The sequence below is a fragment of the Streptomyces sp. NPDC002176 genome (assembly GCF_044903645.1).
GTDB lineage: Bacteria > Actinomycetota > Actinomycetes > Streptomycetales > Streptomycetaceae > Streptomyces.
In genome coordinates this window covers 393,665-417,718 of record NZ_JBJDQW010000005.1, presented here as the reverse complement: position 1 = coordinate 417,718, position 24,054 = coordinate 393,665, and the positions used below count along the sequence as shown (strand labels likewise).

Annotated in this window: 18 protein-coding genes; 9 read left to right on the top strand and 9 right to left on the bottom strand. The window is 69.2% G+C overall.

Features of this window, described 5'->3' with window-relative positions; genetic code table 11:
- Nucleotides 1-21: 21 nt before the first annotated feature.
- The gene (locus tag ACI2LY_RS24725) at nucleotides 22-1,413 is read right to left on the bottom strand and encodes a serine hydrolase domain-containing protein (RefSeq protein WP_404709069.1); all 1,392 of its coding nucleotides are present in this window, start codon (nucleotides 1,411-1,413) and stop codon (nucleotides 22-24) included.
- Between the two features lie 58 nt (nucleotides 1,414-1,471).
- Nucleotides 1,472-2,953 carry a replicative DNA helicase gene (gene dnaB, locus ACI2LY_RS24720; RefSeq protein WP_389003627.1) on the bottom strand — a complete coding sequence of 494 codons (1,482 nt, stop codon included), beginning with the start codon at nucleotides 2,951-2,953 and terminating at the stop codon, nucleotides 1,472-1,474.
- A 460-nt stretch (nucleotides 2,954-3,413) separates the two neighbouring features.
- Between dnaB and ACI2LY_RS24715 the strand changes: the two genes are divergently transcribed.
- Complete coding sequence (locus ACI2LY_RS24715) at nucleotides 3,414-4,751, top strand: MATE family efflux transporter (RefSeq protein WP_404709068.1); 1,338 nt, start codon at nucleotides 3,414-3,416, stop codon at nucleotides 4,749-4,751.
- Nucleotides 4,752-4,875: 124 nt separating this feature from the next.
- On the opposite strand, the gene rplI is transcribed toward ACI2LY_RS24715, so the two are convergent.
- The 4 genes from rplI to rpsF form a co-directional block, all read right to left on the bottom strand.
- Nucleotides 4,876-5,322 (bottom strand): 50S ribosomal protein L9, encoded by a 447-nt coding sequence (gene rplI / locus ACI2LY_RS24710; RefSeq protein ID WP_389003633.1) that lies wholly within the window; start codon nucleotides 5,320-5,322, stop codon nucleotides 4,876-4,878.
- 17 nt (nucleotides 5,323-5,339) lie between these two features.
- Nucleotides 5,340-5,576 carry a 30S ribosomal protein S18 gene (gene rpsR / locus ACI2LY_RS24705; RefSeq protein ID WP_003949403.1) on the bottom strand — a complete coding sequence of 79 codons (237 nt, stop codon included), beginning with the start codon at nucleotides 5,574-5,576 and terminating at the stop codon, nucleotides 5,340-5,342.
- 40 nt (nucleotides 5,577-5,616) lie between these two features.
- On the bottom strand, nucleotides 5,617-6,213 hold the full coding sequence (locus ACI2LY_RS24700) for a single-stranded DNA-binding protein (protein ID WP_404709067.1): 597 nt from the start codon (nucleotides 6,211-6,213) through the stop codon (nucleotides 5,617-5,619).
- Between the two features lie 78 nt (nucleotides 6,214-6,291).
- Nucleotides 6,292-6,582: a 30S ribosomal protein S6 gene (rpsF, locus tag ACI2LY_RS24695; protein WP_389003639.1), complete on the bottom strand. Its 291-nt coding sequence runs from the start codon at nucleotides 6,580-6,582 to the stop codon at nucleotides 6,292-6,294.
- Between the two features lie 275 nt (nucleotides 6,583-6,857).
- On the opposite strand from rpsF, the gene ACI2LY_RS24690 reads away from it, so the two are divergent.
- The 3 genes from ACI2LY_RS24690 (at nucleotide 6,858) to ACI2LY_RS24680 (ending at nucleotide 9,646) form a co-directional block, all read left to right on the top strand.
- Nucleotides 6,858-7,175: a hypothetical protein gene (locus ACI2LY_RS24690; RefSeq protein WP_393913271.1), complete on the top strand. Its 318-nt coding sequence runs from the start codon at nucleotides 6,858-6,860 to the stop codon at nucleotides 7,173-7,175.
- A 182-nt stretch (nucleotides 7,176-7,357) separates the two neighbouring features.
- Entirely contained in the window at nucleotides 7,358-8,479 is a 1,122-nt protein-coding gene (locus tag ACI2LY_RS24685; protein ID WP_389003645.1) for a lipid II:glycine glycyltransferase FemX, read from the top strand.
- Nucleotides 8,480-8,614: 135 nt separating this feature from the next.
- Entirely contained in the window at nucleotides 8,615-9,646 is a 1,032-nt protein-coding gene (locus tag ACI2LY_RS24680; RefSeq protein ID WP_384358713.1) for an alanine racemase, read from the top strand.
- Between the two features lie 85 nt (nucleotides 9,647-9,731).
- Here the strand turns inward: ACI2LY_RS24680 and ACI2LY_RS24675 are convergent, their stop codons facing one another.
- Complete coding sequence (locus tag ACI2LY_RS24675) at nucleotides 9,732-11,237, bottom strand: glycosyltransferase family 87 protein (RefSeq protein ID WP_404709066.1); 1,506 nt, start codon at nucleotides 11,235-11,237, stop codon at nucleotides 9,732-9,734.
- Nucleotides 11,238-11,375: 138 nt separating this feature from the next.
- Nucleotides 11,376-14,015, bottom strand: a complete 2,640-nt coding sequence (locus ACI2LY_RS24670; RefSeq protein WP_404709065.1) for a transglycosylase domain-containing protein — start codon at nucleotides 14,013-14,015, stop codon at nucleotides 11,376-11,378.
- A 363-nt stretch (nucleotides 14,016-14,378) separates the two neighbouring features.
- On the opposite strand from ACI2LY_RS24670, the gene ACI2LY_RS24665 reads away from it, so the two are divergent.
- The 3 genes from ACI2LY_RS24665 (at nucleotide 14,379) to ACI2LY_RS24655 (ending at nucleotide 17,593) form a co-directional block, all read left to right on the top strand.
- Nucleotides 14,379-15,062, top strand: a complete 684-nt coding sequence (locus ACI2LY_RS24665) for a helix-turn-helix transcriptional regulator (protein ID WP_389003654.1) — start codon at nucleotides 14,379-14,381, stop codon at nucleotides 15,060-15,062.
- A 43-nt stretch (nucleotides 15,063-15,105) separates the two neighbouring features.
- Nucleotides 15,106-16,188, top strand: coding sequence for an inositol-3-phosphate synthase (locus ACI2LY_RS24660; protein ID WP_393913268.1), 1,083 nt, complete (start codon nucleotides 15,106-15,108; stop codon nucleotides 16,186-16,188).
- Nucleotides 16,189-16,282: 94 nt separating this feature from the next.
- Complete coding sequence (locus tag ACI2LY_RS24655) at nucleotides 16,283-17,593, top strand: MFS transporter (protein ID WP_404709064.1); 1,311 nt, start codon at nucleotides 16,283-16,285, stop codon at nucleotides 17,591-17,593.
- 34 nt (nucleotides 17,594-17,627) lie between these two features.
- Here ACI2LY_RS24655 and ACI2LY_RS24650 read toward each other — a convergent pair whose 3' ends face one another.
- Nucleotides 17,628-19,073, bottom strand: coding sequence for a CCA tRNA nucleotidyltransferase (locus ACI2LY_RS24650; RefSeq protein WP_404709063.1), 1,446 nt, complete (start codon nucleotides 19,071-19,073; stop codon nucleotides 17,628-17,630).
- 260 nt (nucleotides 19,074-19,333) lie between these two features.
- Here ACI2LY_RS24650 and ACI2LY_RS24645 point away from each other — a divergent pair, with 260 nt between their 5' ends.
- Nucleotides 19,334-21,715, top strand: coding sequence for a DUF6049 family protein (locus tag ACI2LY_RS24645; protein ID WP_404709062.1), 2,382 nt, complete (start codon nucleotides 19,334-19,336; stop codon nucleotides 21,713-21,715).
- Between the two features lie 46 nt (nucleotides 21,716-21,761).
- Nucleotides 21,762-24,050, top strand: coding sequence for a murein biosynthesis integral membrane protein MurJ (gene murJ, locus ACI2LY_RS24640; protein WP_404709061.1), 2,289 nt, complete (start codon nucleotides 21,762-21,764; stop codon nucleotides 24,048-24,050).
- Nucleotides 24,051-24,054: the final 4 nt, after the last annotated feature.

The window sequence follows — 24,054 nt, the reverse complement described above, 5'->3', positions numbered from 1 at the left end:
CTTCGTACCGTCGATGTCTCGCTACGGCTGGGCGATCCCCCGCCAGCCCTCCGCGTCCACCCCGCCAGGTACGGGCGCGTCCGCGTCGTACGGCTGACGCGTGAACACGAACGACCCGAGGTCGAGATGGCTCACCGTGCCGTCCGGGCGGCGCACGGCTTCCAGCAACTCCCCGGCGTAGTAGCCCTCCAGGCCCGTCCAGCCGCCGTCGCCGTTCGGCCGGAACCGGGCACGGCGGCCACCTCCGCTCAGCGGTCCCAGCGTGAGCAGGCCGTCGGCCCTCACCCGCAGCGCGAAGGGATGGGTCCCCCAGTACCAGAGGCCCGCCAACTCCAGCGCCTTCGGGTCGACTTCGCGCAGCGGGCGCCACGGCTCGGGGATGCGCGGTTCGGCCTCGGCGACGATACGGACGAGATCGGCGCCCACCGCACCGAGCAGGGGACCGCTGGTGCAGTTGGCCAGCACCACCGCCGCCACATCGTCCGCCACGCTGAACGTGAGGTTCGCCAGGAAGCCCGGCAGCGAACCGGAGTGCCCGGCGAGCAGCCGCCCGTCCCGGTGCTGGATCTGCAGGCCGAGACCGTACGTGGCCCCGTCGACCACGTCCGCGGGTTCGGCGGGCGCGGCGGGGGTGCGCATCTCCCGTACCGACTCGGCGCTCAGCACCCGGTCGTCTCCCTGGACCAGGAAGGCGGCGAAGCGGGCGAGATCGCCGGTGGTGGACCACAGTTGCCCGGCCGGGGCCATCCGGCCGAGGTCCTCCAGCGGCTCGGGCAGCAGCGCGTCGGCCCAGGGGTGCACCGCCCAGCCACCGGCATGCGGCGCCTCGGGCTGGGCGGTCGTGCGGTGGAGGCCGAGGGGTTCGAGCACCTCGTCGCGCAGCACCTGCTCCCAGGGAGCGCCGCGGAGTTCCTCCACCAGCGCGCCGAGGACGGTGTAGCCGGGGTTGGAGTAGTGATGGCGCCGTCCGGCCGGGTGCGGCGGGGGCTTCTCACCGAGTACATCGCTCAGTTCGGGCCGCAGCGAGCCCGGCGTCCGCTCCCACCACGGCGCGGGCGACTCGGCGGCCAACCCGGCGGTGTGGGCGAGCAGTTCGGCGATGGTCGCCTCACCGGCGCCGGTACCGGGCAGATGCTTCTCCAGCGGGTCACCGAGGTCGAGCACGCCCTCGTCCCGGAGCCGCAGCACCAGGACGGCGGTGAAGGTCTTGGTGATGGAGCCGATCCGGTACTGCACATCCTCGTCCGGCCCGTGCCCGTCCACCGAGGTCCGCGCCCCGTGCCACACCGCCCGGCCACCACGCACCACCGCGGCGACGAGCGACGGCGCCCGCCCCTCGACCTGCGCGACGGCGATCCGGTGCGTCAACGCCCGGCGCGTCGCCGGAAGCAGCTCTTCGTCCCATGTCGTCATGTGCCCACTCCACCCGCTGGGACGGGCCACGTCGAGCGCATTCCGCCGTGGGCGTCGATCAGGTCTGGGCCATGTCCACGAAGCGGGAGTAGTGGCCCTGGAAGGCCACCGTGATCGTGGCCGTGGGGCCGTTTCGGTGCTTGGCGACGATCAGGTCGGCCTCGCCCGCGCGGGGGGACTCCTTCTCGTAGGCGTCCTCGCGGTGCAGCAGGATGACCATGTCGGCGTCCTGCTCGATGGAGCCCGACTCACGCAGGTCGGAGACCATGGGCTTCTTGTCGGTGCGCTGCTCGGGGCCACGGTTCAGCTGGGAGAGCGCGATGACCGGGATCTCCAGCTCCTTGGCGAGCAGCTTGAGGTTACGGGACATGTCCGAGACCTCCTGCTGACGGCTCTCGGCCCGCTTGGAGCCACCGGACTGCATCAGCTGGAGGTAGTCGATGACGACCAGCTTCAGGTCGTTGCGCTGCTTCAGCCGACGGCACTTCGCGCGGATCTCCATCATCGACAGGTTCGGGGAGTCGTCGATGTAGAGCGGCGCGGCCGACACGTCCGGCATCCGGCGGGCCAGGCGCGTCCAGTCCTCGTCGGTCATCGTGCCGGAACGCATGTGGTGCAGGGCGACACGGGCCTCGGCGGACAGCAGACGCATGGCGATCTCGTTGCGGCCCATTTCTAGCGAGAAGACCACGCTCGGCAGGTTGTGCTTGATCGACGCGGCCCGCGCGAAGTCCAGCGCGAGCGTCGACTTACCCATGGCGGGACGCGCAGCGATGACGATCATCTGGCCGGGGTGCAGGCCGTTGGTCAGCGAGTCGAAGTCGGTGAACCCGGTGGGCACGCCGGTCATCTCGCCGCTGCGCGAGCCGATCGCCTCGATCTCGTCGAGGGCGCCCTCCATGATGTCGCCGAGCGGCAGGTAGTCCTCGCTCGTGCGCTGCTCGGTGACGGCGTAGATCTCGGCCTGGGCGCTGTTGACGATCTCGTCGACGTCGCCGTCGGCCGCGTATCCCATCTGCGTGATGCGGGTTCCGGCCTCCACCAGTCGGCGCAGGACGGCCCGCTCGTGGACGATCTCCGCGTAGTACTCGGCGTTCGCCGCGGTCGGCACCGTCTGGACGAGGGTGTGCAGATAGGCGGCGCCGCCGACCTTGTTGATCTCACCGCGCTTGGTGAGTTCGGCCGCGATGGTGATGGGGTCGGCCGGCTCGCCCTTGGCGTAGATGTCGAGGATCGCCGTGTAGATCGTCTCGTGCGCGGGCTTGTAGAAGTCGTGGCCCTTGAGGATCTCGACCACGTCGGCGATGGCGTCCTTGGACAGCAGCATGCCGCCCAGCACGGACTGCTCGGCGTCCAGGTCCTGCGGCGGCACCCGCTCGAAGGTGGAGCCTCCGTCGTCCCAGCCGCCGTTCTCGCGGCCACGCTCATGCTGCTCGTCACGGCCGCCACGGTTGGCGTCACCACGGCGCCGGGAGGCGGGGAGACGATCACTGGGACCGCTGTCGGCCCACGGATCGTCCAAGGGCTCGGAAATGCTCACCGAGCCACCTCCTCCCGTCCGCCTGGGCGGACCTCGCCGTGCCCTCTGTTCTACGGCACGGCACTGACAAAATGAGAGGCCCAACTCCGGTTCCGGCGCGTCGGATATGTGACGTTTCCACGGCCGGGAGAGGGAGCGGGCGCCGGACCACGGTAGGCCCCCCGGCACCGTCAGCCAATCTGGTTATCCACAGGCCATGTGGACGACGGCCCAGATGCTGTGGAGAACTCGCCGAAACCTGTGCACGACCCGGTGGACAGCCCTGTGAACAAGACCTCGCCCTCCTCGACGAGACCGCACTGACCTGCATCTTTACCGTCCACCGGCTGTGCAGAAGAAAAACTTTCCCACTCGGACCAAGATCAGCTCGAACGCCGCACGAAACCTTGCCTTCCGGAAACGGAAGTAAGGGTCAGAGGACAGTTGCATCTCTTACCTGTGGACGATTAGATTGATGCGCATGACACAGGCTCCCGCGATCTCCAAGGCCACGAGGCGACGCCATGACCGGGAGATCGTGGCCCTCGCCCTCCCGGCCTTCGGCGCGCTCGTGGCCGAGCCTCTCTTCGTCATGGCCGACAGCGCGATCGTCGGCCATCTCGGCACCGCCCAGCTCGCCGGTCTCGGCGTCGCCTCGGCGCTCCTCACCACCGCCGTGAGCATCTTCGTCTTCCTCGCCTACGCGACCACGGCGGCGGTCTCCCGCCGCGTCGGCTCCGGGGATCTGCGGGCCGCGATCCGCCAGGGCATGGACGGGATCTGGCTGGCCCTGCTCATCGGCGCCGTCGTCATCGCCGTCGTCGTACCGCTCGCACCCGGCATCGTGGACCTCTTCGGCGCCTCCGCCACCGCGGCGCCCCACGCCACCACCTATCTGCGCATCTCCGCCCTCGGTATCCCGGCCATGCTGGCCGTCCTGGCCGCCACCGGTGTACTGCGCGGACTCCAGAACACCAGGACCCCGCTGTACGTCGCCATCGGCGGCTTCATCGCCAACGCCGTCCTCAACGCCGTGCTCGTCTACGGCGCCGGGCTCGGCATCGCGGGTTCCGCCTGGGGCACCGTGATCGCGCAGTGCGGCATGGCCGCCGTCTACCTCTGGGTGGTCGTCCGGGGCGCGCGACGGCACGAGGCGTCCCTGCGTCCGGATCTCGCCGGCATCCGGGCCTCGGCACAGGCGGGCGTACCGCTGCTGGTCCGCACCCTGTCCCTGCGTGCCATCCTCATGATCGCCACCGCGATGGCGGCCCGTCTCGGTGACGCCGACATCGCCGCCCACCAGATCGTGCTGTCCCTGTGGAGCCTGCTGGCCTTCGCCCTGGACGCGATCGCCATCGCCGGGCAGGCGATCATCGGCCGCTATCTCGGCGCCGACGACGCACCGGGCGCCCGCGCGGCCTGCCGCCGCATGGTGCAGTGGGGCATCGCCACCGGTGTCGCCCTCGGTGTGCTGGTGGTGGCGGCGCGGCCGCTCTTCCTCCCGCTGTTCACCAGTGACGCAGGGGTGAAGGACGTGGCACTGCCCGCGCTGCTGGTGGTGGCGCTCTGCCAACCCGTCTGCGGGGTCGTCTTCGTGCTGGACGGGGTGCTGATGGGCGCGGGCGACGGACCCTATCTGGCCTGGGCCATGGTGCTCACGCTGGCGGTCTTCACTCCGGTCGCCCTGCTCGTGCCCGCGCTGGGCGGCGGCCTCACGGCGATCTGGGCGGCCATGACGCTGATGATGACGGTCCGGATGGTGACCCTCTGGGTCCGCACCCGGTCCGGCCGATGGATCGTGACGGGCGCGACCCGCTGACCGTTTCACGTGAAACGTGCCCTGCGACCCCACCCAGCCAGGCACCGAGCGCATGAGAAAGGGGCCGCATCCTCGAAAGGATGCGGCCCCTCACCAGCTCAAACGAGCCGAGCGGTCACGGCGATCAGGCCGCGACGACCTCGAGGGTCACCTTGGCGGCAACCTCGGGGTGCAGACGCACGGACGTCTCGTGGGCGCCGAGGGTCTTGATCGGAGCGGTCAGCTCGATGCGGCGCTTGTCGACCTCGGGGCCACCGGAAGCCTTGATCGCGGAAGCGATGTCGGCCGGGGTGACGGAACCGAAGAGCCGACCGGCGTCGCCGGAGCGAACGGCCAGAAGGACCTTGACACCCTCGAGCTGGCCCTTGATCTGGTTGGCCTGCTCGATGGTCTGGATCTCGTGGATCTTGCGGGCGCGGCGGATCTGCGCCACGTCCTGCTCGCCACCCTTGGTCCAGCGGATCGCGAAGTTCCGCGGGATCAGGTAGTTGCGGGCGTACCCGTCCTTGACGTCGACGACGTCACCGGCGGCACCGAGGCCGGAGACCTCGTGAGTGAGGATGATCTTCATGTGTAGGTCACCCTTCCTTAGCGCGCGGTGGACGTGTAGGGCAGCAGCGCCATCTCACGGCTGTTCTTGACGGCCGTGGCGACGTCACGCTGGTGCTGCGTGCAGTTGCCGGTCACGCGGCGGGCACGGATCTTGCCGCGGTCGGAAATGAACTTCCGCAGCATGTTCGTGTCCTTGTAGTCCACGTACGTGACCTTGTCCTTGCAGAAAGCGCAGACCTTCTTCTTAGGCTTGCGCACAGGCGGCTTCGCCATGGTGTTTCTCCTGTGTGATCAAGAAGTGGGATGCGAGCCCTTAGAAGGGGGGCTCGTCCGAGTAGCCGCCACCGCCGCCAGAGCCGGAACCGGAGCCGGAGCCGCCGCCCCAGCCGCCGCCACCCTGGTTGCCACCGGCGGGAGCGCCGGAAGCCCACGGGTCGTCGGCCTGGGAGCCGCCCTGGTTGCCACCGGAGCCACCGCCCCAGCCGCCGCCACCCTGGCCCTGGTTGCCACCGCCGCCGTAACCGCCCTGGCCGCCGCGGGCGCCGCCGGAGGTCTTGGTGACCTTCGCCGTCGCGTTGCGCAGGCTGGGGCCGACTTCCTCGACGTCCAGCTCGTAGACCGTGCGCTTGACGCCCTCGCGGTCCTCGTAGGACCGCTGCTTCAGCCGGCCCTGCACGAGGACGCGCATGCCTCGCTGGAGCGACTCCGCGACGTTCTCCGCCGCCTGACGCCAGACCGAGCAGGTCAGGAACAGGCTCTCGCCGTCCTTCCACTCATTGGTCTGCCGGTCGAAGGTGCGGGGAGTGGACGCGACGCGGAACTTCGCGACCGCCGCACCGGAGGGGGTGAAGCGCAGCTCGGGGTCATCGACAAGATTGCCGATGACCGTGATGACGGTCTCGCCTGCCATGGGGGAACCTCTCGGCGGGATTGCTCTGGCTGCTTGGTTGCTGCTACTCGAATCCCGAGATCAGCTGAGCGGGAGAGCTCAGTGCATCTCGGGGCGGAGGACCTTGGTCCGGAGGACCGACTCGTTCAGGTTCATCTGGCGGTCGAGCTCCTTGACGACCGCAGGCTCGGCCTGCAGGTCGATGACCGAGTAGATGCCCTCAGGCTTCTTCTTGATCTCGTACGAGAGACGACGACGGCCCCAGGTGTCGACCTTTTCCACCTTGCCGCCGCCATCGCGGACGACAGAGAGGAAGTTCTCGATCAGCGGGGAGACAGAACGCTCCTCGAGATCGGGGTCGAGGATGACCATCAACTCGTAGTGACGCATGTGGAACCCACCTCCTTTGGACTCAGCGGCCACGGTCGTTCCGTGGCAGGAGGGTCGTGATGCGTACGCAACGGTATCGGCCACCACTGACAATCGGAGGCTCCGCGAGGAACCGTCCACAGTGGACCGCGACGGGTCAGGGCAGACACCGGTGCAGACGTTACAGACTACCCGCCCACCCGCTTCCGGTTGAAATCCGGGCCTGGGAGCCCGCAATCTGTACACATCGGGTGTGTAGGGCGCTACAGTGCGCCGCGATCCGCAGGAGGTGCCTCATGACCCAGGCATTGCGACCGACCACCGCCGGCTCCCTCTTCGCCAGTGACGGCAAGCCCCATCCGCTCCAGGACACCCTGACGGTGGTGACGCTCGTCCTGGGCCTGCTCGCCTTCGTCACCTGCTTCATCGGCGGCCTCCACCTGGTGGCCTCCTGGGCCGGTCTGATCGGCCTGCTCACCGGCGCCTACGGGCAGTGGATCTCGATCACCACCCGGGAGCGCTTCGGCCTGGTCGTCGGGCTCGGCGCCTCCGGGATCGGCTTCCTGATCGGCATGGCCAACGGCGGTCTCTTCGGGGGCCTCATCGGCAGCTGACGCACCCGGCCCGCCGTCCACGAAGACATCGCGGGCACCGACGACCGTTCCGGCCCGCCAACGGGCCGGAACGCGGGTGCTGTACGCCCTATTCGGGGCGCTCGCAGGGCGCAGTAGGCTTCGGCGCGAGAGCCGGAGCCCCTGATCCCATGGGGACACACCAGCCCGAGGAGCGCCCCGACATGAGTCTGACCCTGAGGACCATCAGCCGCGAGCAGCATCTGGCGTACATCCAGAGCCTGCCGTCGGCCAGCCACATGCAGGTCCCCGCATGGGCCGACGTGAAGGCGGAGTGGCGTTCGGAAAGCCTCGGCTGGTTCGACGAGCGCACCGGAGACATGGTCGGCGCCGGTATGGTCCTCTACCGCCAGCTGCCCAAGATCAAGCGCTACCTCGCGTACCTCCCCGAGGGCCCGGTCATCAACTGGTTCTCGCCGAACCTGGAGGACTGGCTCCAGCCGATGCTGGCCCACCTCAAGCACCAGGGCGCGTTCTCGGTCAAGATGGGCCCGCCGGTGATCATCCGCCGCTGGAACGCGGAGACCATCAAGAAGGGCATCCAGAGCCCGGACGTGAAGCGGCTGCGCGACATGGAGGCCGACTTCATCGAGCCGCGCGCCTTCGAGGTGGCCGACAAGCTGCGCCGCATGGGATGGCAGCAGGGCGAGGACGGCGGAGCGGGCTTCGGCGACGTGCAGCCGCGCTACATCTTCCAGGTGCCGCTGGCCAACCGCTCCCTCGAAGAGGTCCACAAGCAGTTCAACCAGCTGTGGCGCCGCAACATCAAGAAGGCCGAGAAGGCCGGCGTCGAGGTCGTCCAGGGCGGTTACCAGGACCTGGAGGAGTGGCAGCGGCTGTACGAGATCACCGCGGTGCGCGACCACTTCCGGCCGCGCCCCCTGTCGTACTTCCAGCGCATGTGGACGGCCCTCAACACCGAGGACCCCAACCGGATGCGGCTGTACTTCGCCCGCCACAACGGCGTGAACCTCTCCGCGGCCACCATGCTGATCGTCGGCGGTCACGTCTGGTACTCCTACGGCGCCTCCGACAACATCGGCCGTGAGGTCCGGCCCTCCAACGCCATGCAGTGGCGGATGCTGCGCGACGCCTACGCGCTCGGCGCCACCGTCTACGACCTGCGCGGCATCTCCGACTCCCTGGACGAGACGGACCACCTGTTCGGCCTGATCCAGTTCAAGGTCGGCACCGGCGGCCAGGCGGCCGAGTACCTCGGCGAATGGGACTTCCCGCTGAACAAGCTGCTGCACAAGGCGCTCGACATCTACATGTCGCGGCGCTGAGCGGCGGGCAGCCGCCCGTCCCGCTGTCTGGTTCCATAGCCTTCACAAGGCTTCACCGTCCACCGGTCCCCCTACATCCCTCGGGGACCGCCCACTGAATCCACCGCAGCCACGAGAAAGGTTCCGGGTCCGGCCATGGCGCTCACGCTCTACGTCGACACCGCGCGCTGGCGTGCGCACCACAAGCACGTGCAGGAGCAGTTCCCGGGACTCGTCCCGGTCTGCAAGGGCAACGGCTACGGCTTCGGCCACGAACGGCTCGCGGAGGAGGCCACCCGGCTGGGCTCGGACATGCTCGCCGTCGGCACCACGTACGAGGCCGCGCGCATCAAGGACTGGTTCAGCGGCGACCTGCTCGTACTGACCCCGTACCGGCGCGGCGAGGAGCCGGTGCCGCTGCCGGACCGGGTGGTCCGCTCGGTGTCGTCGGTCGACGGCGTGTACGGCCTGGTGGGTGCCCGTGTCGTCATCGAGGTCATGTCCTCGATGAAGCGGCACGGCATCAGCGAGCAGGACCTGCCGCAGCTGCACCAGGCAATAGAGAACGTCCGCCTGGAGGGCTTCGCTATCCATCTGCCGCTGGACCGCACCGACGGCTCGGACGCCGTCGAGGAGGTCATCGGGTGGATGGACCGGCTGCGCGCGGCCCGGCTGCCGCTGCACACGATGTTCGTCAGCCACCTCAAGGCCGATGAACTGGCCCGGCTCCAGCAGCAGTTCCCGCAGACCCGCTTCCGCGCCCGGATCGGCACGCGGCTCTGGCTGGGCGATCACGACGCCACCGAGTACCGGGGAGCCGTCCTGGACGTCACGAAGGTGACCAAGGGCGACCGCTTCGGCTACCGCCAGCAGAAGGCGGCCTCGGACGGCTTCCTGGTGGTCGTGGCGGGCGGTACGTCGCACGGGGTGGGCCTGGAGGCTCCGAAGGCCCTGCACGGCGTCATGCCCCGCGCCAAGGGCGTGGCCCGGGCGGGCCTCGCCACGGTGAACCGGAACCTCGCGCCGTTCGTGTGGGGCGGCAAGCAGCGCTGGTTCGCCGAGCCGCCGCACATGCAGGTGTCGATCCTGTTCGTCCCCTCCGACGCTCCCGAGCCGAAGGTGGGCGACGAGCTGGTAGCCCATCTGCGGCACACCACCACGACGTTCGACCGGATCGTGGACCGCTAGGACCGCTGTACCGGGCCGAGACGGGCGGAAGGCCGTGCACGAGGTGTCGTGCACGGCCTTCTTCATGCCCGCCGGGGCTGTTCGCTCAGAGTGAACGCCCCTCGTGGAGCTGTGGTTCCGGGCCGCCCCAGTCCGTCCGTGACGGCTCCTCGGGTGACTCGTGCTCCGGGGTCCGGAGGCCGCGCAGGACGAAGACGTCGGCGGCGCCGTCGAGTACGCCGCCCGAGGGGTCGTCGTCCCCGGACCGGCGCACCACGTCCCGCTCCGGCCGGAGGATGTCGCGCACGACGACGGCGCACAGGTACAGGGTGCCGAGCAGGTGCAGGGCGATCGCCCAGTGGTAGCCCTCGGTGGGCAGGCCCTTGTGGGCGTCTCCGCTGGTCGTGTACGCGAGGTAGAACCAGATGCCGAGGAAGTACGCCACCTCGCACGCCTGCCAGATCAGGAAGTCCCGCCACTTGGGCCGGGCGAGGACGGCCAACGGCACCAGCCAGAGCACGTACTGGGGGGAGTAGACCTTGTTGGTGAGGATGAACGCCGCCACCATCAGGAAGGCCAGCTGGGCGAAGCGCGGCCGACGCGGGGCGGTGAACGTCAGCGCCGCGATGGCGAGGAACGACAGCACCACCAGGGCACTGGCGGTGGTGTTCACGAAGTCGATGCTCGGCGGGTTGCTGGAGTTCTGGGACCAGATCAGCCAGAACGAGCCGAAGTCGACGCCCCGGTCATGGCTGAACGTGTAGAACTTCGACCAGCCCTGGAAGGCGAACAGCATCACCGGCACGTTCACCACGAGCCAGGCGCCCGCAGCCCCGCCGACCGCCAGGAAGAACTCCCGCCACTTGCCCGCCCGCCAGCACAGCACCAGCAGGGGCCCGAGCAGGACGAGGGGATAGAGCTTGGCGGCCGTGGCCAGGCCCAGGAGCACGCCGAAGGCGACGGCCCGGCCGCGCGACCACATCAGCATCGCCGCGGCCGTCAGGGCCACCGCGAGGAGGTCCCAGTTGATGGTGGCGGTCAGCGCGAAGGCGGGTGCCAGGGCGAGCAGCAGGGCGTCCCAGGGGCGGCGGCGGTGGGTCCGGCTGACGCAGACGGCGATGACGGCCGCGCAGACCATCAGCATCCCGGCGTTGACGAACCAGTACCACTGCTCCTGGCGCTGGATGCCGCCGCTGCCCGGTGTGAGCCAGGAGGCGACCTCCATGAACACGCCGGTCAGCACCGGGTACTCGAGGTAGTCCATGTCGCCGGGCAGCTTGTCGAAGTACGGCACGAGCCCGTCGGCGAAACCACGCCCCTGGAAGAGGTGGGGGATGTCCGAGTAGCAGGCGTGCGTGTACTGCGAGCTGGCCCCGAAGAACCAGGCGCCGTCGTAGCAGGGCGCCTTCTGGACGAGCCCGAGGGCGAACATGCCGATCGCCACGAGCACGACGACCCGGACCGGCGTCCACCAGGACGTGCCGGTCAGGGCGCGTCGCCCGAGGGGGCCGCCGATCAGCTCGCTGCCGGCCGCGGCGATCTCGTCTTCCCGCGTCGGTCGTACCGTCTCCGGTTCACGCACGCGCGCGGGCGTCGTCTCTGCACTGGACATGGGGCTGGGCATGGGGCACATCCTGCCGTACTCGCTCGGTAAAACACCGAGGGCCGCCGCACCTGGTCGGTGCGACGGCCCTTGTTTCACGTGAAACACCCGTGCCGGTCGAAAGGACCGCCAATCGGTCAGGTGGTCCTACTGGCCTGCTTGGCCTCCGAACAAGCCTCCGCCGTCGCTCCCATTGGCCCCGGCATTGCTGTTACCCCGGACACCACCGTTTCCAGGTGAGGTCGAGTCGGTCGGCGAAGCACTGCTTCCGCCGTCGGCACCACCGGGACCGGTGCCGCCGTCGTCGTTGCAGAAGAACCGGCAGGTCTCGCTCTCCGAGGGCGACGGCGGCGCCGTCGTCGACAGGCTCGGCGACGGGCTCGACGACTGGGTCGGCTTCTCGCTCGGCGTGACGCTCGGCTTCGGCTTCGGGGTGGGAGCGCCCGCCTCGTTCTGGATCTTGGGGATCTTGACGGCGTCCGGGAATCCGGGGTCGTTGCTCCCCTTCAGCGCGGCCAGCATGTACTCGGTCCAGACCGAGGTCGGGATGTCACCACCGTGGATGGAGTCCTTGCCCGCCGTGCCGTTCATGGACAGCAGTCGGTGATCCTCGGGATTCTCGCGGAACATCGCCACCGAGGTGGAGAGCTGCTGGGTGTAGCCGACGAACCAGGCCGACTTGTTCTCGTCGGTGGTACCCGTCTTGCCCGCCGCCGTACGACCCAGGGCCAGCGCGCCCTTGGCGGTGCCGTTCTGGATCACGTTCTCCAGGACGTCGGTGACGTTGTTGGCGATGTTCGCGTCCATCGCCTGCTTGGACCTCGGCTTGGCGAATCCCGGCAACGGCTGGCCGTCGAACTTGACCGAGGTGACCGAGTACGGGTCCACCTGCTTTCCGGACGCGGCGAACGTCGCGTAGGAGTCGGCCATGCGGATCGCGCTCGGAGTGGAGGTACCGATGGCGAATGACGGGTTCAGGTCCTTCGCCATGCTGCCCTCCAGGATGCCGGTGGACTTGGCCATGTCCCGGACCTTCGTCATACCAACATCGACGCCGAGCTGCACGAACGGTGTGTTGATCGACTGCTCCATCGCCTTGCGCAGGCTGATGTAGCCCCAGGGCCGCTCACTCTCGTTCGCCTGGAAGAAGAACGAGTTGTCCTTGTTCAGATAGAACGACCCGTCGGGACGGCGGACCTTGAGATGGTCGTTGCCGTTGTACTTGCTCAGCGGCGAGATGCCCTCACCGTCCGAGTTGTACACGCCGTCCTGCATGGCCGCGGCCAGTACGTACGGCTTCCACGTCGAGCCCACCGGGACACCGGAGGTGTCGGCGTTGTTGGTGAAGTGACCGTTCTCGTAGCCGTCACCGCCGTAGAGGGCGACGATCGCGCCGTCGTTGGGTACCACCGAGGCGGCACCGAACTGGACGAACTTGTCCTTCTCCTTGGTCTCGGGCTTCAGCCGCGTCTTCTGGATCTTCTTCACAGCCGCGGTCAGGGCCTCGACCTTGTCCTTCTGGAAGGTCGTCTGGATCTGGTAGCCGCCCTGGTCGAACTTCGCCTCCGTGATGTTGGAGTGGTTCAGGACGTACTTCTTGGCCGTGTCGACCATGTAGCTGGTCTGGCCGGTCATGCCCTTGGTCGCCTTGCGGCCCTGCGGATTGGGGTAAGTGCTGACCGCCTCCTGGTACTGGGCGTCGGTGAGGCGCTTGTCCTTGTGCATCTCACCGAGGATCCAGCGCCAGCGGCCCTCCGAGAGCTTCCTGTTGTTCTCCGGGGTCGCCGACTTGTCGAGGTCCGCGTTACCGGCCGGGTCGTAGTACGTCGGCCCCTTCAGAAGCGCCGCCAGGAACGCGCACTGGCTGGGCGTCAGGTTCTTCGCTTCCTTGCCGTAGTACGTCTGGGCAGCGGCCTGGATGCCGTAGGCACCACGCCCGTAGTACGAGGTGTTCAGGTACCCCTGCATGATCTCGTCTTTGCTGACCTGCGTACCCACCTTCACGGAGATGAACATCTCCGTGAACTTGCGCGTGAGGGTCTGGTCCTGACTCAGGTAGGTGTTCTTCACGAACTGCTGCGTGATCGTGGAGCCACCCTGGGTCTGACCGCCGCGCGCCATGTTGGCGACGGCCCTCGCGATACCCATGGGATCGACGCCGGAGTCCTTGTAGAAGCTCTTGTTCTCCGCGGAGATCACCGCGTACTGCATGGCCTTGGGGATGTTCTCGATCTTGAGGTTCTGCCGGTTCACACCGGTACCCGTGGCCACCATCTGACTGCCGTCGGCCCAGTAGTAGACGTTGTTCTGCGACGCGGCTGCGGCGTTCTCGTCCGGCACGCGGACCAGCGCGTAGCCCACGCCCGCCATGACGACCATGCTGCCCACGAACCCGATGCCCAGGCCCGTGACCAGCCGCCAGGAGGGCACCCAGCGGCGCCAGCCGTACTTGCCCACGCGGGGATAGTCGATGAACCGGGGCTTGCCGGGCGGGCCCTGGTCATGGCCACGGCCACGCCCCGAGGGCGCGTTGTCGGCCCCCCTGCGGCGGCCGCCGCCTCTCTGGGCGGCGCGGCGTGCCTCGGCACGGCTGCCGTACTCACGCCCATCACCCCCAGAGCCGTAGGAGTCCGGTCCATGGGAACCGGACCCGTAGGAGTGGTCAGAGGCCCCGTTGGCGCCTCGCGGTGCCGCGGCGCGGCCGGAGGACGGGCCAGGCTGGCCGCGTCGGGCCGCGGCACGTCCGCCTCCCTGCGGCTGCGGCGGTTTGCGACGGTGCTCGCTCATCGAACGATTACTCCTCGGGCAGGCGCATCCGTGCGCGCCTGGAAACAGCGGCTGGTTTCCGGTCCCCCCGAAGTACGGATGCGGTCGTAACTGCATTCACCCGTACTGCACCGAGGATCACGACGCTCCCCAAGCGCCCCTTGGTTCCCGGTGTTGTGCATGCCGCACAGACTACGCACCACCAAAACCTCCGAGTCCCGAAGTTCACCCCAAAACAGGCAACTTGCCTCGTACGAATCGGTGATGTGATCCCGTTCACCGTCGCCCCTCTTGTCGCATGCCGGGGGGCGTTCTATCGTCGTGATGTATCGAGTCGATACATCAGAGCGAGATAAAAGCGCTGTGTGCCGAGAGGAGGCGATCATGAGCCGTCGTTCCGGCATCCTCGAGTTCGCCGTGCTCGGGCTGCTGCGCGAGTCGCCGATGCACGGCTATGAGCTGCGCAAGCGACTCAACACGTCCCTGGGTGTGTTCCGGGCGTTCAGCTACGGGACGCTCTACCCGTGCCTCAAGACGCTGGTCACCAACGGCTGGTTGATCGAGGAACCGGGCAACACCCATGAAGACGCTCTGGCCGCCCCTCTCACCGGACGCCGCGCGAAGATCGTCTATCGGTTGACGGCCGAAGGTAAGGAGCACTTCGAGGAACTCCTGTCGCAGACCGGCCCCGACGCATACGAGGACGAGCACTTCGCCGCCCGGTTCGCCTTCTTCGGGCAGACCTCGCGCGATGTGCGCATGCGTGTGCTGGAGGGCCGGCGCAGCCGCCTGGAGGAGCGCCTGGAGAAGATGCGCGCCTCCCTGGCACGCACGCGGGAGCGCCTCGACGACTACACGCTCGAGCTCCAGCGCCACGGAATGGAGTCCGTGGAGCGCGAAGTGCGCTGGCTGAACGAGCTCATCGAGAGCGAGCGGGCCGGACGGGACCGCAAGGGTCCCGAATCCGACGAGTCCGCTCAGCAGGACACCACATCTGGATCGACGGGCGGCCTGCCCCGTCCCAGGGATCTTCCGGGGACGGATACGCCCGGCGACACCGCCACGTGACGGCCCGTCAGGGCCTCACTCGTACACACAGGGAGCAACCGGAATGGGTTCGGTTCGCGTAGCCATCGTCGGTGTCGGCAACTGCGCCGCGTCGCTGGTGCAGGGAGTCGAGTACTACAAGGACGCCGACCCGGCGGCCAAGGTCCCCGGCCTGATGCACGTGCAGTTCGGCGACTACCACGTGCGGGACATCGAGTTCGTCGCCGCCTTCGACGTGGACGCCAAGAAGGTCGGCCTCGACCTCGCGGACGCCATCGGCGCCTCCGAGAACAACACCATCAAGATCTGCGACGTACCCTCCAGCGGGGTCACCGTCCAGCGCGGCCACACCCTCGACGGTCTCGGCAAGTACTACCGCGAGACCATCGAGGAGTCGGACGCCGAGCCGGTCGACATCGTCCAGACCCTGAAGGACAAGCAGGTCGACGTCCTGGTCTGCTACCTCCCCGTGGGCTCCGAGGACGCGGCGAAGTACTACGCCCAGTGCGCCATCGACGCCAAGGTCGCCTTCGTCAACGCCCTTCCGGTCTTCATCGCCGGCACCAAGGAGTGGGCGGACAAGTTCACCGAGGCCGGTGTGCCGATCGTCGGTGACGACATCAAGTCGCAGGTGGGCGCCACCATCACGCACCGCGTCATGGCGAAGCTGTTCGAGGACCGCGGTGTGATCCTGGACCGCACCATGCAGCTGAACGTCGGCGGCAACATGGACTTCAAGAACATGCTCGAGCGCGAGCGCCTGGAGTCCAAGAAGATCTCCAAGACGCAGGCCGTCACCTCCCAGATCCCCGACCGGGACCTCGGCGAGAAGAACGTCCACATCGGCCCGTCCGACTATGTGGCGTGGCTGGACGACCGCAAGTGGGCCTACGTCCGCCTGGAGGGACGTGCGTTCGGCGACGTCCCGCTGAACCTCGAGTACAAGCTGGAGGTCTGGGACTCCCCGAACTCCGCCGGTGTCATCATCGACGCCCTGCGTGCCGCGAAGATCGCCAAGGACCGGGGCGTGGGTGGCCCGATCCTGTCGGCGTCCTCGTACTTCATGAAGTCCCCGCCGGTCCAGTACTTCGATGACGAGGCCCGCGACAACGTCGAGAAGTTCATCAGCGGCGACGTCGAGCGCTAAGCACCCGCTCGCACGAGAACGCTCCTGCCAGGGCTGCGAGGGTCCCTGGGGTCTGCCGACCCCGGGGACCTTCCGCATGTGTGAGGCTGTGCCCATGCCTGTCGTCCGTGATCTGCGCCTGCTGCTGCGCGTACGGGACTTCCGGCGCCTGCTGTACGTCCGTCTGCTCTCCCAGGGCTCGGACGGGGTGTACCAGGTCGCGCTCGCCTCGTACGTCGTCTTCTCCCCCGAGAAGCAGACTTCGGCCCCGGCGATCGCCTCCGCTATGGCGGTCCTGCTGCTGCCCTACTCGCTGGTCGGACCCTTCGCCGGGGTACTGCTGGACCGCTGGCGCCGACGTCAGGTCTTCGTCCACGGCAATGTGCTGCGGGCGCTGCTGGCGGCCGCCACCGCCCTGCTGATGGCCGTCCACGCGCCCGACTGGCTGTTCTACGCCTCCGCGCTGTGCGTCACGGCCGTCAACCGGTTCGTCCTCGCCGGGCTCTCGGCGGCACTGCCCCGGGTGGTCGACACCGAACGCCTGGTGCTGGCCAACTCCCTCTGCCCCACCGCCGGAACACTCGCCGCGACCCTCGGCGCCGCCCTCGCCCTCGGCGTCCGGTTCGTCGTGTCGAACTCGGACGCGGCGGTGGTCCTGCTCGGCGCCCTGCTGTATCTGTGCGCGGGCCTGACCGCTCTGACCATGGCCCCCTCCCTGCTCGGTCCCGACCGGCCACCGGTGCTGCCCCGGCTGCGCACCGTCCTCTCCGACACGGCGCGCGGCCTCCTGGCGGCCGTGCGGTACCTGGCCCAGCCCCGGCGCAGGGAGGCCGTCTGGGCGCTCACGGCGATGACCTGCATGCGCTTCTGCTACGGAGCGCTGCTGGTCCTGCTGCTCATGCTGTGCCGGTACGGCCTCTCCGACACGCCTGCGGAGGGGCTGCGTCTGCTGGGGCTGGTGCTGGCGGTGTCCGGCGCCGGGTTCTTCGCGGCCGCCGTGGTGACCCCATGGAGCGCGGGACGTCTGGGTGCCGGGCGGTGGATCACGGTCTGTGCGGGCGCCGCCGCCCTTCTGCTGCCGGCGCTCGGGCTCGCGTTCGCCACGGTGCCGCTGCTGATCGCGGCCTTCCTGCTGGGGCTGGTCACCCAGGGCGCCAAGATCGCCACGGACACGATCGTCCAGGCGTCGGTCGAGGACGGTTTCCGGGGCCGGGTCTTCTCCGTCTACGACGTCCTCTTCAACGTGGCCTTCGTCGGTGCCGCCGGAGTGGCCGCCCTGATGCTGCCACCGGACGGCCGGTCGGCGCTGCTGGTGATCCTCGTGGCACTGCTCTACGGCGTCGTCACCGTGGCCATGGCCCGCTTCGAGTGGCGGCGGGACAGCGAAAGGGGTGGTGTTTCACGTGAAACACCACCCCACCGCTGAGTCATGTTTCACGTGAAACACGACTCGGAAATGCTCAGCCCTGCTGCCGCGCCCACCACTCCTGAAGAGCCGCGACCGCCGTGTCATGGTCCATCGGGCCGTTCTCCAGGCGCAGCTCGAGCATCTGCTTGTACGCCTGGCCGATGACGGGGCCGGGGCCGACGCCGAGGATCTTCATGATCTCGTTGCCGTCGAGGTCGGGGCGGATGGAGTCCAGCTCCTCCTGCTCCTGAAGCTCGGCGATGCGCGTCTCCAGCCCGTCATAGGCGCGGGACAGCGTGGTCGCCTTGCGCTTGTTCCGGGTGGTGCAGTCGGAGCGGGTCAGCTTGTGCAGCCGTTCCAGCAGCGGGCCCGCGTCGCGGACGTAGCGCCGGACGGCGGAGTCCGTCCACTCCCCGGTGCCGTAGCCGTGGAAGCGCAGATGCAGCTCGACCAGCCGCGAGACGTCCTTCACCAGCTCGTTGGAGTACTTCAGGGCCGTCATGCGCTTCTTGGTCATCTTGGCGCCGACCACCTCGTGGTGGTGGAACGAGACCCGGCCGTCCTCCTCGAAGCGGCGCGTCCGGGGCTTGCCGATGTCGTGCAGCAGCGCGGCCAGCCGGAGCGTGAGATCCGGGCCGTTCTCCTCCAGGTCGATCGCCTGTTCCAGCACGATGAGCGAGTGGTCGTAGACGTCCTTGTGGCGGTGGTGCTCGTCACGCTCCAGCCGGAGCGCCGGAAGCTCCGGCAGGACATGGGCGGCGAGCCCGGTGTCGACCAGCAGGGTGAGTCCCTTGCGGGGGTGCGCGGAGAGCACCAGCTTGTTCAGCTCGTCCCGGACCCGCTCGGCCGACACGATCTCGATCCGCGCGGACATCTCGGTCATCGCCGTGACGACCGCCGGGTCCACCTCGAAGTCCAGCTGGGCGGCGAAGCGTGCGGCGCGCATCATGCGCAGCGGGTCGTCGGAGAACGACTCCTCCGGTGTGCCCGGGGTGCGCAGCACCCGTGCCGCGAGGTCCTCCAGACCGCCGTGCGGGTCGATGAACTCCTTCTCCGGCAGGGCCACGGCCATCGCGTTGACCGTGAAGTCACGTCGGACCAGGTCCTCCTCGATGGAGTCGCCGTACGACACCTCGGGCTTGCGGGAGGTGCGGTCGTACGCCTCCGAACGGTAGGTGGTGACCTCGATCTGGTAGCCGTCCTTCTGGACGCCCACGGTGCCGAAGGCGATCCCGACCTCCCAGACGGCGTCCGCCCAGGGCCGGACGATCCGCAGCACGTCCTCGGGGCGCGCGTCGGTCGTGAAGTCCAGGTCGTTCCCCAGCCGGCCGAGCAGCGCGTCACGGACCGAGCCGCCGACCAGGGCGAGCGAGAACCCGGACTCCTGAAAACGGCGGGCGAGGTCGTCTGCGACGGGAGCCACCCGCAGCAGCTCGCTCACCGCGCGCTGCTGCACCTGGCTGAGGGCAGCGGGATTGTCATCGTTGGGGTTCGGCACAACAGAAGAGGGTACGTGGCCCGGCCGACCAGGACCGCACCCATTTGACCGGCCCCGAGGCTCCCCGCCATACCCCCACAAGGGCTCCCCATGCGGCGGACACCGGCTCTCCGCTCGTTAATGGATATAGAGGACAGGCGGACGCTCCGGGGCGATCTTGGGGAACGGTCCGTGGCACTTCACCTCAGCGGTCATCGTTACCATGCGGGGACGCACATTCCGACGACCACTGATGACGACGACGAGGGACGGGCTAGCGCGTGGCCGACGCGGCTGAATTCCAGGGGCACAGTGCCTCTCCCGCCCGCCGCCGACTGCGGCGGGCGGGAGCACTGCTGGCGGGCGCCCCGCTGCTGGCCGGGCTGCTCCAGCTGACCGCGGCCGAACCCGCACAGGCGGCGCCGACGGCGTCGGCGGACTCGGTGTCCGTGGCGTTGGACTCACTTACGCCCAGCGCGCCCACCGAGGACGACACGCTGACCGTGTCCGGCACGGTGGTCAACAACGGCAGGCAGACCGTGACCGGCGCCCACGTCGGGCTACGGGTGGGCCCCCTGCTGAACACGCGCTCCGCGGTCGACGGCATCTCCCAGCACCCCAATGATCTCCGTGGCGGCACCGGCGACGAGCTCGGCGACAAGTACACGGAGAAGTTCAGCAAGCTGGTCCCGGGCGTCGCCGAGCACTTCAGCATCTCCGTCCCGGCGGACGAGCTGAACCTCGGCAAGGACGGCGTCTACTCCTTCGGCGTCTCCGTCTCCGGCAAGACCTCGGCGCGGCCCTGGGACCAGATGCTCGGCATCGAGCGGACCTTCCTGCCCTGGCAGTCGTCCGAGGCCGACACCAAGAGCCGCACGACCTTCATGTGGCCGCTGATCTCCTCCGTCCACATGACGGCCCGCACGGGCGCCGGAGAGCGGCAGACCCCGGTCTTCCAGGACGACGAGCTGGCCAAGGAGATCGCCCCCGGCGGCCGCCTGGCGCAGATGACGGACCTGGGCCGGGATCTCGACGTCACCTGGGTGATCGACCCGGACCTGCTGGCCGCGGTGGACGCCATGGCGAACGGTTACCGGGTCCAGCAGTCCGACGGCAGTACCAAGGCCGGCTCGCGGGAGAACCAGGACGTCGCCAAGCAGTGGCTGGCCGGTCTCCAGCAGTCCGTGGCGGGCAAGGAGGTCGTCGCGCTGCCGTTCGCCGACCCGGACCTCGCCTCGCTCGCCCACACCGGCACCAGCGTCACCGGCTCGCTCAGCCACCTCAAGGACGCCACCGATGTCGCGGCCCTCACGGTGAAGACCGTGCTCCACGTGACGCCGACCACGGACTTCGCCTGGCCGGTGGAGGGTGCCGTGGACCCCTCGATCATCAAGGTGGCCACCTCCGCCGGTGCCGACCGGGTGATCGCCCGCAGCGACAGCCTCCGGGAGTCCGCCGGGCTCTCCTACACGCCGTCCGCCGCCCGCCCCATCGGCGGCGGCACCACGGCGGTGGTCGCGGACGCGCGGATGTCCACGGCCTTCGAGGGCGACCTCACCAAGGCGGACTCCTCCACCCTCGCGGTGCAGCAGTTCCTCGCACAGAGCCTCGAGGCGAACGTGCAGAAGGACGAGCAGCGCAGCATCGTGGTCGCCCCGCAGCGCACGCCGACCGCCAGCCAGGCACAGGCCATGGCCACCGCCATGAAGGCGCTCCAGGACGGCAACTGGTCGCAGCCCGAGACCCTCACCGCCGCCGCCAAGGCCAAGCCCGACCCGGACGCCACCACGCGCATCCCCTCCTCGTCGGCCTACCCCTCGTCGCTGCGCAAGCAGGAACTGCCGAGGAGCGCCTTCGAGCAGATCGCGGACACGGAGGACAAGCTCGACAACTTCCAGGTGATCCTCACCGACCAGTCCCGCGTGGTCACGCCGTTCGGCCGGGCCATAAACCGCGGGATGTCCACGTCGTGGCGGGGCCAGGCCACCAAGGCGGACGGCTTCCGCGCGGACGTGCTGAGCTATCTCGACAACCTCGGCGGCCAGGTCAAGCTGATCGACAAGTCGGAGACCAAGCTATCCGGGCGCAGCGCCACCATCCCGGTGACCGTGCAGAACAACCTGGTCCAGCCCGTCGGCCATCTGTACCTGCGGCTCAGCTCGACCCAGCCGACCCGGCTGAAGATCAGCGGCAAGGCGTACGACGAGCAGCCTGTCGAGGTCTCCGGCGGCCACAGCCAGTCGGTGAAGTTCACCACCTCGGCCAACGCCAACGGCCGGGCCACGGTCCTCGCCCAGCTGTACACCGAGGACGGCCAGGAGTACGGCGACCCCGTCAGCTTCGACGTGAAGGTCACGGAGGTCACGCCCACGGTCATGCTGGTGATCGGCGGCGGGGTGCTGCTGCTGGTCCTCGCCGGATTCCGGATGTACACCCAGCGCAAGCGCGCGGCCGCCCGCCAGGCCGAGGGTGACGGCTCGGGTGAGGCGGAGGCGGACTCCGGCGACGGCTCGGGGAACCCCGACGACACCGAGGACCGTCTTCCCGAGGAGGCCGGTTCCCCCGCCGGGGCAGCCGGGCCGGACCAGCCGGGTGACCCTGCACCGGACACCGCACCGGAAAGCACCGACCCGTCCGGCACGGGTGAGAGAGTGGACCGTTGAGCGACGCCGCGGCCCGTGTGGCCAGGGACGATGAGGTGGGGCAACCATGAACGCGCCGTACGACGGTGACCGCGGCGGGGATGCCGCCGACTCGGGCAGGCCCGAGACCCCGCCCGAGCCCGGCCAGGAGCCGCAGCCCGCGGCGGACATGTACCTCCAGGACGCCTACGACCAGGACCCCTACCGGGCGCGGGACCTCTCCGCCCAGGACCCGGTCGCCGAGGCGCTCTACGACCGCGCCGCGCACCCCCCGCCGCCTCCGGGCAGCTACGAGCCGCGCCAGCCGCTCTACGCCCCGCCGTCGCAGTCGTCGTACTCCCCCGACCCGCGCGTGTGGGCCAAGACCCCGGCGCCCGAGCCGGAGGGCGACGCCACCCAGCACCTGCCGTACGGCGACCACCCGCGCACGACCCAGTTCGTGGGCGTGGACGACCTGGTCTCGCACTCCGGCGAGGAGTACCACGAGCCGGACGCCTTCGCGCATCTCCTGCGGGACCAGCAGCACAGCGGCTCCGCCGCGTCGGCCCGCGCGGGCCAGGGCGGCTCGTACCCGCCGCCCCACACCCAGAGCCCCGCGCACCACGGCGGTGGCGGAACCCCGTACCAGGCAGCCTCCGGGAACCCCATGCAGCCACCCGTACCCGCCCCGGCCGGTCCCTCCGGGCCCGTGGAGACCCCGGCCCCACCGGCTCCGGCCCCGGCGAAGGGGCGCGCCTCCGGGCTGCTCAGCTCCAGCGCCGTCATGGCCGCGGGCACGATGGTGTCGCGCCTCACCGGCTTCGTCCGCTCCGCGATGATCATCGCGGCGCTGGGCGCGGGCTTCCTCGGCGACTCCTTCCAGGTCGCCTACCAGCTGCCGACGATGATCTACATCCTCACCGTCGGCGGCGGCCTCAACTCCGTCTTCGTGCCCCAGCTGGTGCGGTCGATGAAGGAGGACGAGGACGGCGGCGAGGCGTTCGCCAACCGGCTGCTGACCCTCGTGATGGTCGCGCTCGCCGCACTGACCGCGCTGACGATGCTCGGCGCGCCGTACCTGGTGCGCGTGCTGTCGAACCCGATCGCCACCGACCACGCGGCCAACGAGGTGGCGGTCACCTTCACCCGCTACTTCCTGCCCTCGATCTTCTTCATGGGCATCCACGTGGTGATGGGTCAGATCCTCAACGCGCGCGGCAAGTTCGGCGCGATGATGTGGACCCCGGTCCTGAACAACATCGTCATCATCGTGACGCTCGGCATGTTCCTGTGGGTCTACGGCTCGGCGGCCGACTCCCACATGACCGTCAACAACATCCCGCCGGAGGGGCAGCGCCTGCTCGGCATCGGCATCCTGCTCGGCCTCGTCGTGCAGGCCCTGGCGATGATCCCGTACCTGCGCGAGACCGGCTTCCGCATCCGGCCCCGGTTCGACTGGAAGGGCCACGGCCTGGGCAAGGCTGCGATGCTCGCCAAGTGGACGGTCCTGTTCGTGCTCGCCAACCAGGCGGGCGCCCTGGTCGTCACCCAGTTGTCCACCGCCGCCGGAAAGGACTCCGGCGTCAAGGGCACCGGCTTCGCCGCCTACGCCAACGCCCAGCTCATCTGGGGACTGCCGCAGGCCATCATCACCGTGTCCCTCATGGCCGCGCTGCTGCCGCGGCTGTCGCGCTCGGCCGCGGAGGGCGACGGCGGCGCCGTCCGCGACGACATCTCGCAGGGCCTGCGCACCACGGCCGTGGCCATCGTGCCCGTCTCCTTCGGCTTCGTCGCGCTCGGCATCCCGATGTGCACGCTGATCTTCGGCTCCTCGGGCACCGGCTCGGCCACCAACATGGGCTTCATGCTGATGGCCTTCGGCCTCGGCCTGATCCCGTACTCGGTGCAGTACGTCGTCCTGCGCGCCTTCTACGCGTACGAAGACACCCGCACCCCCTTCTACAACACCGTCATCGTGGCGGCGGTCAACGCGGGCGCCTCCGCGCTCTGCTACTTCCTGCTCCCGGCCCGCTGGGCCGTGGCGGGCATGGCGGCCGTGTACGGGCTCTCCTACGCCATCGGCGTCGGTGTCGCCTGGCGGCGCCTCCGCAAGCGGCTGGGCGGCGACCTGGACGGCTCCCGGGTGCTGCGGACGTACGCGCGCCTGGCGATCGCCTCGGTCCCGGCGGCGCTGCTCAGCGGCGCGGCCTGCTACGGCATCGGGCACTCCCTCGGACAGGGTGTCCTCGGCTCGCTCGTTGCGCTGGTGGCGGGCGGTGCGGTACTGCTGGGCGTCTTCTTCCTGGCCGCGCGCCGGATGCGGATCGACGAGCTCAATTCGCTCGTCGGCATGGTTCGCGGGCGTCTGGGGCGTTGAGGCG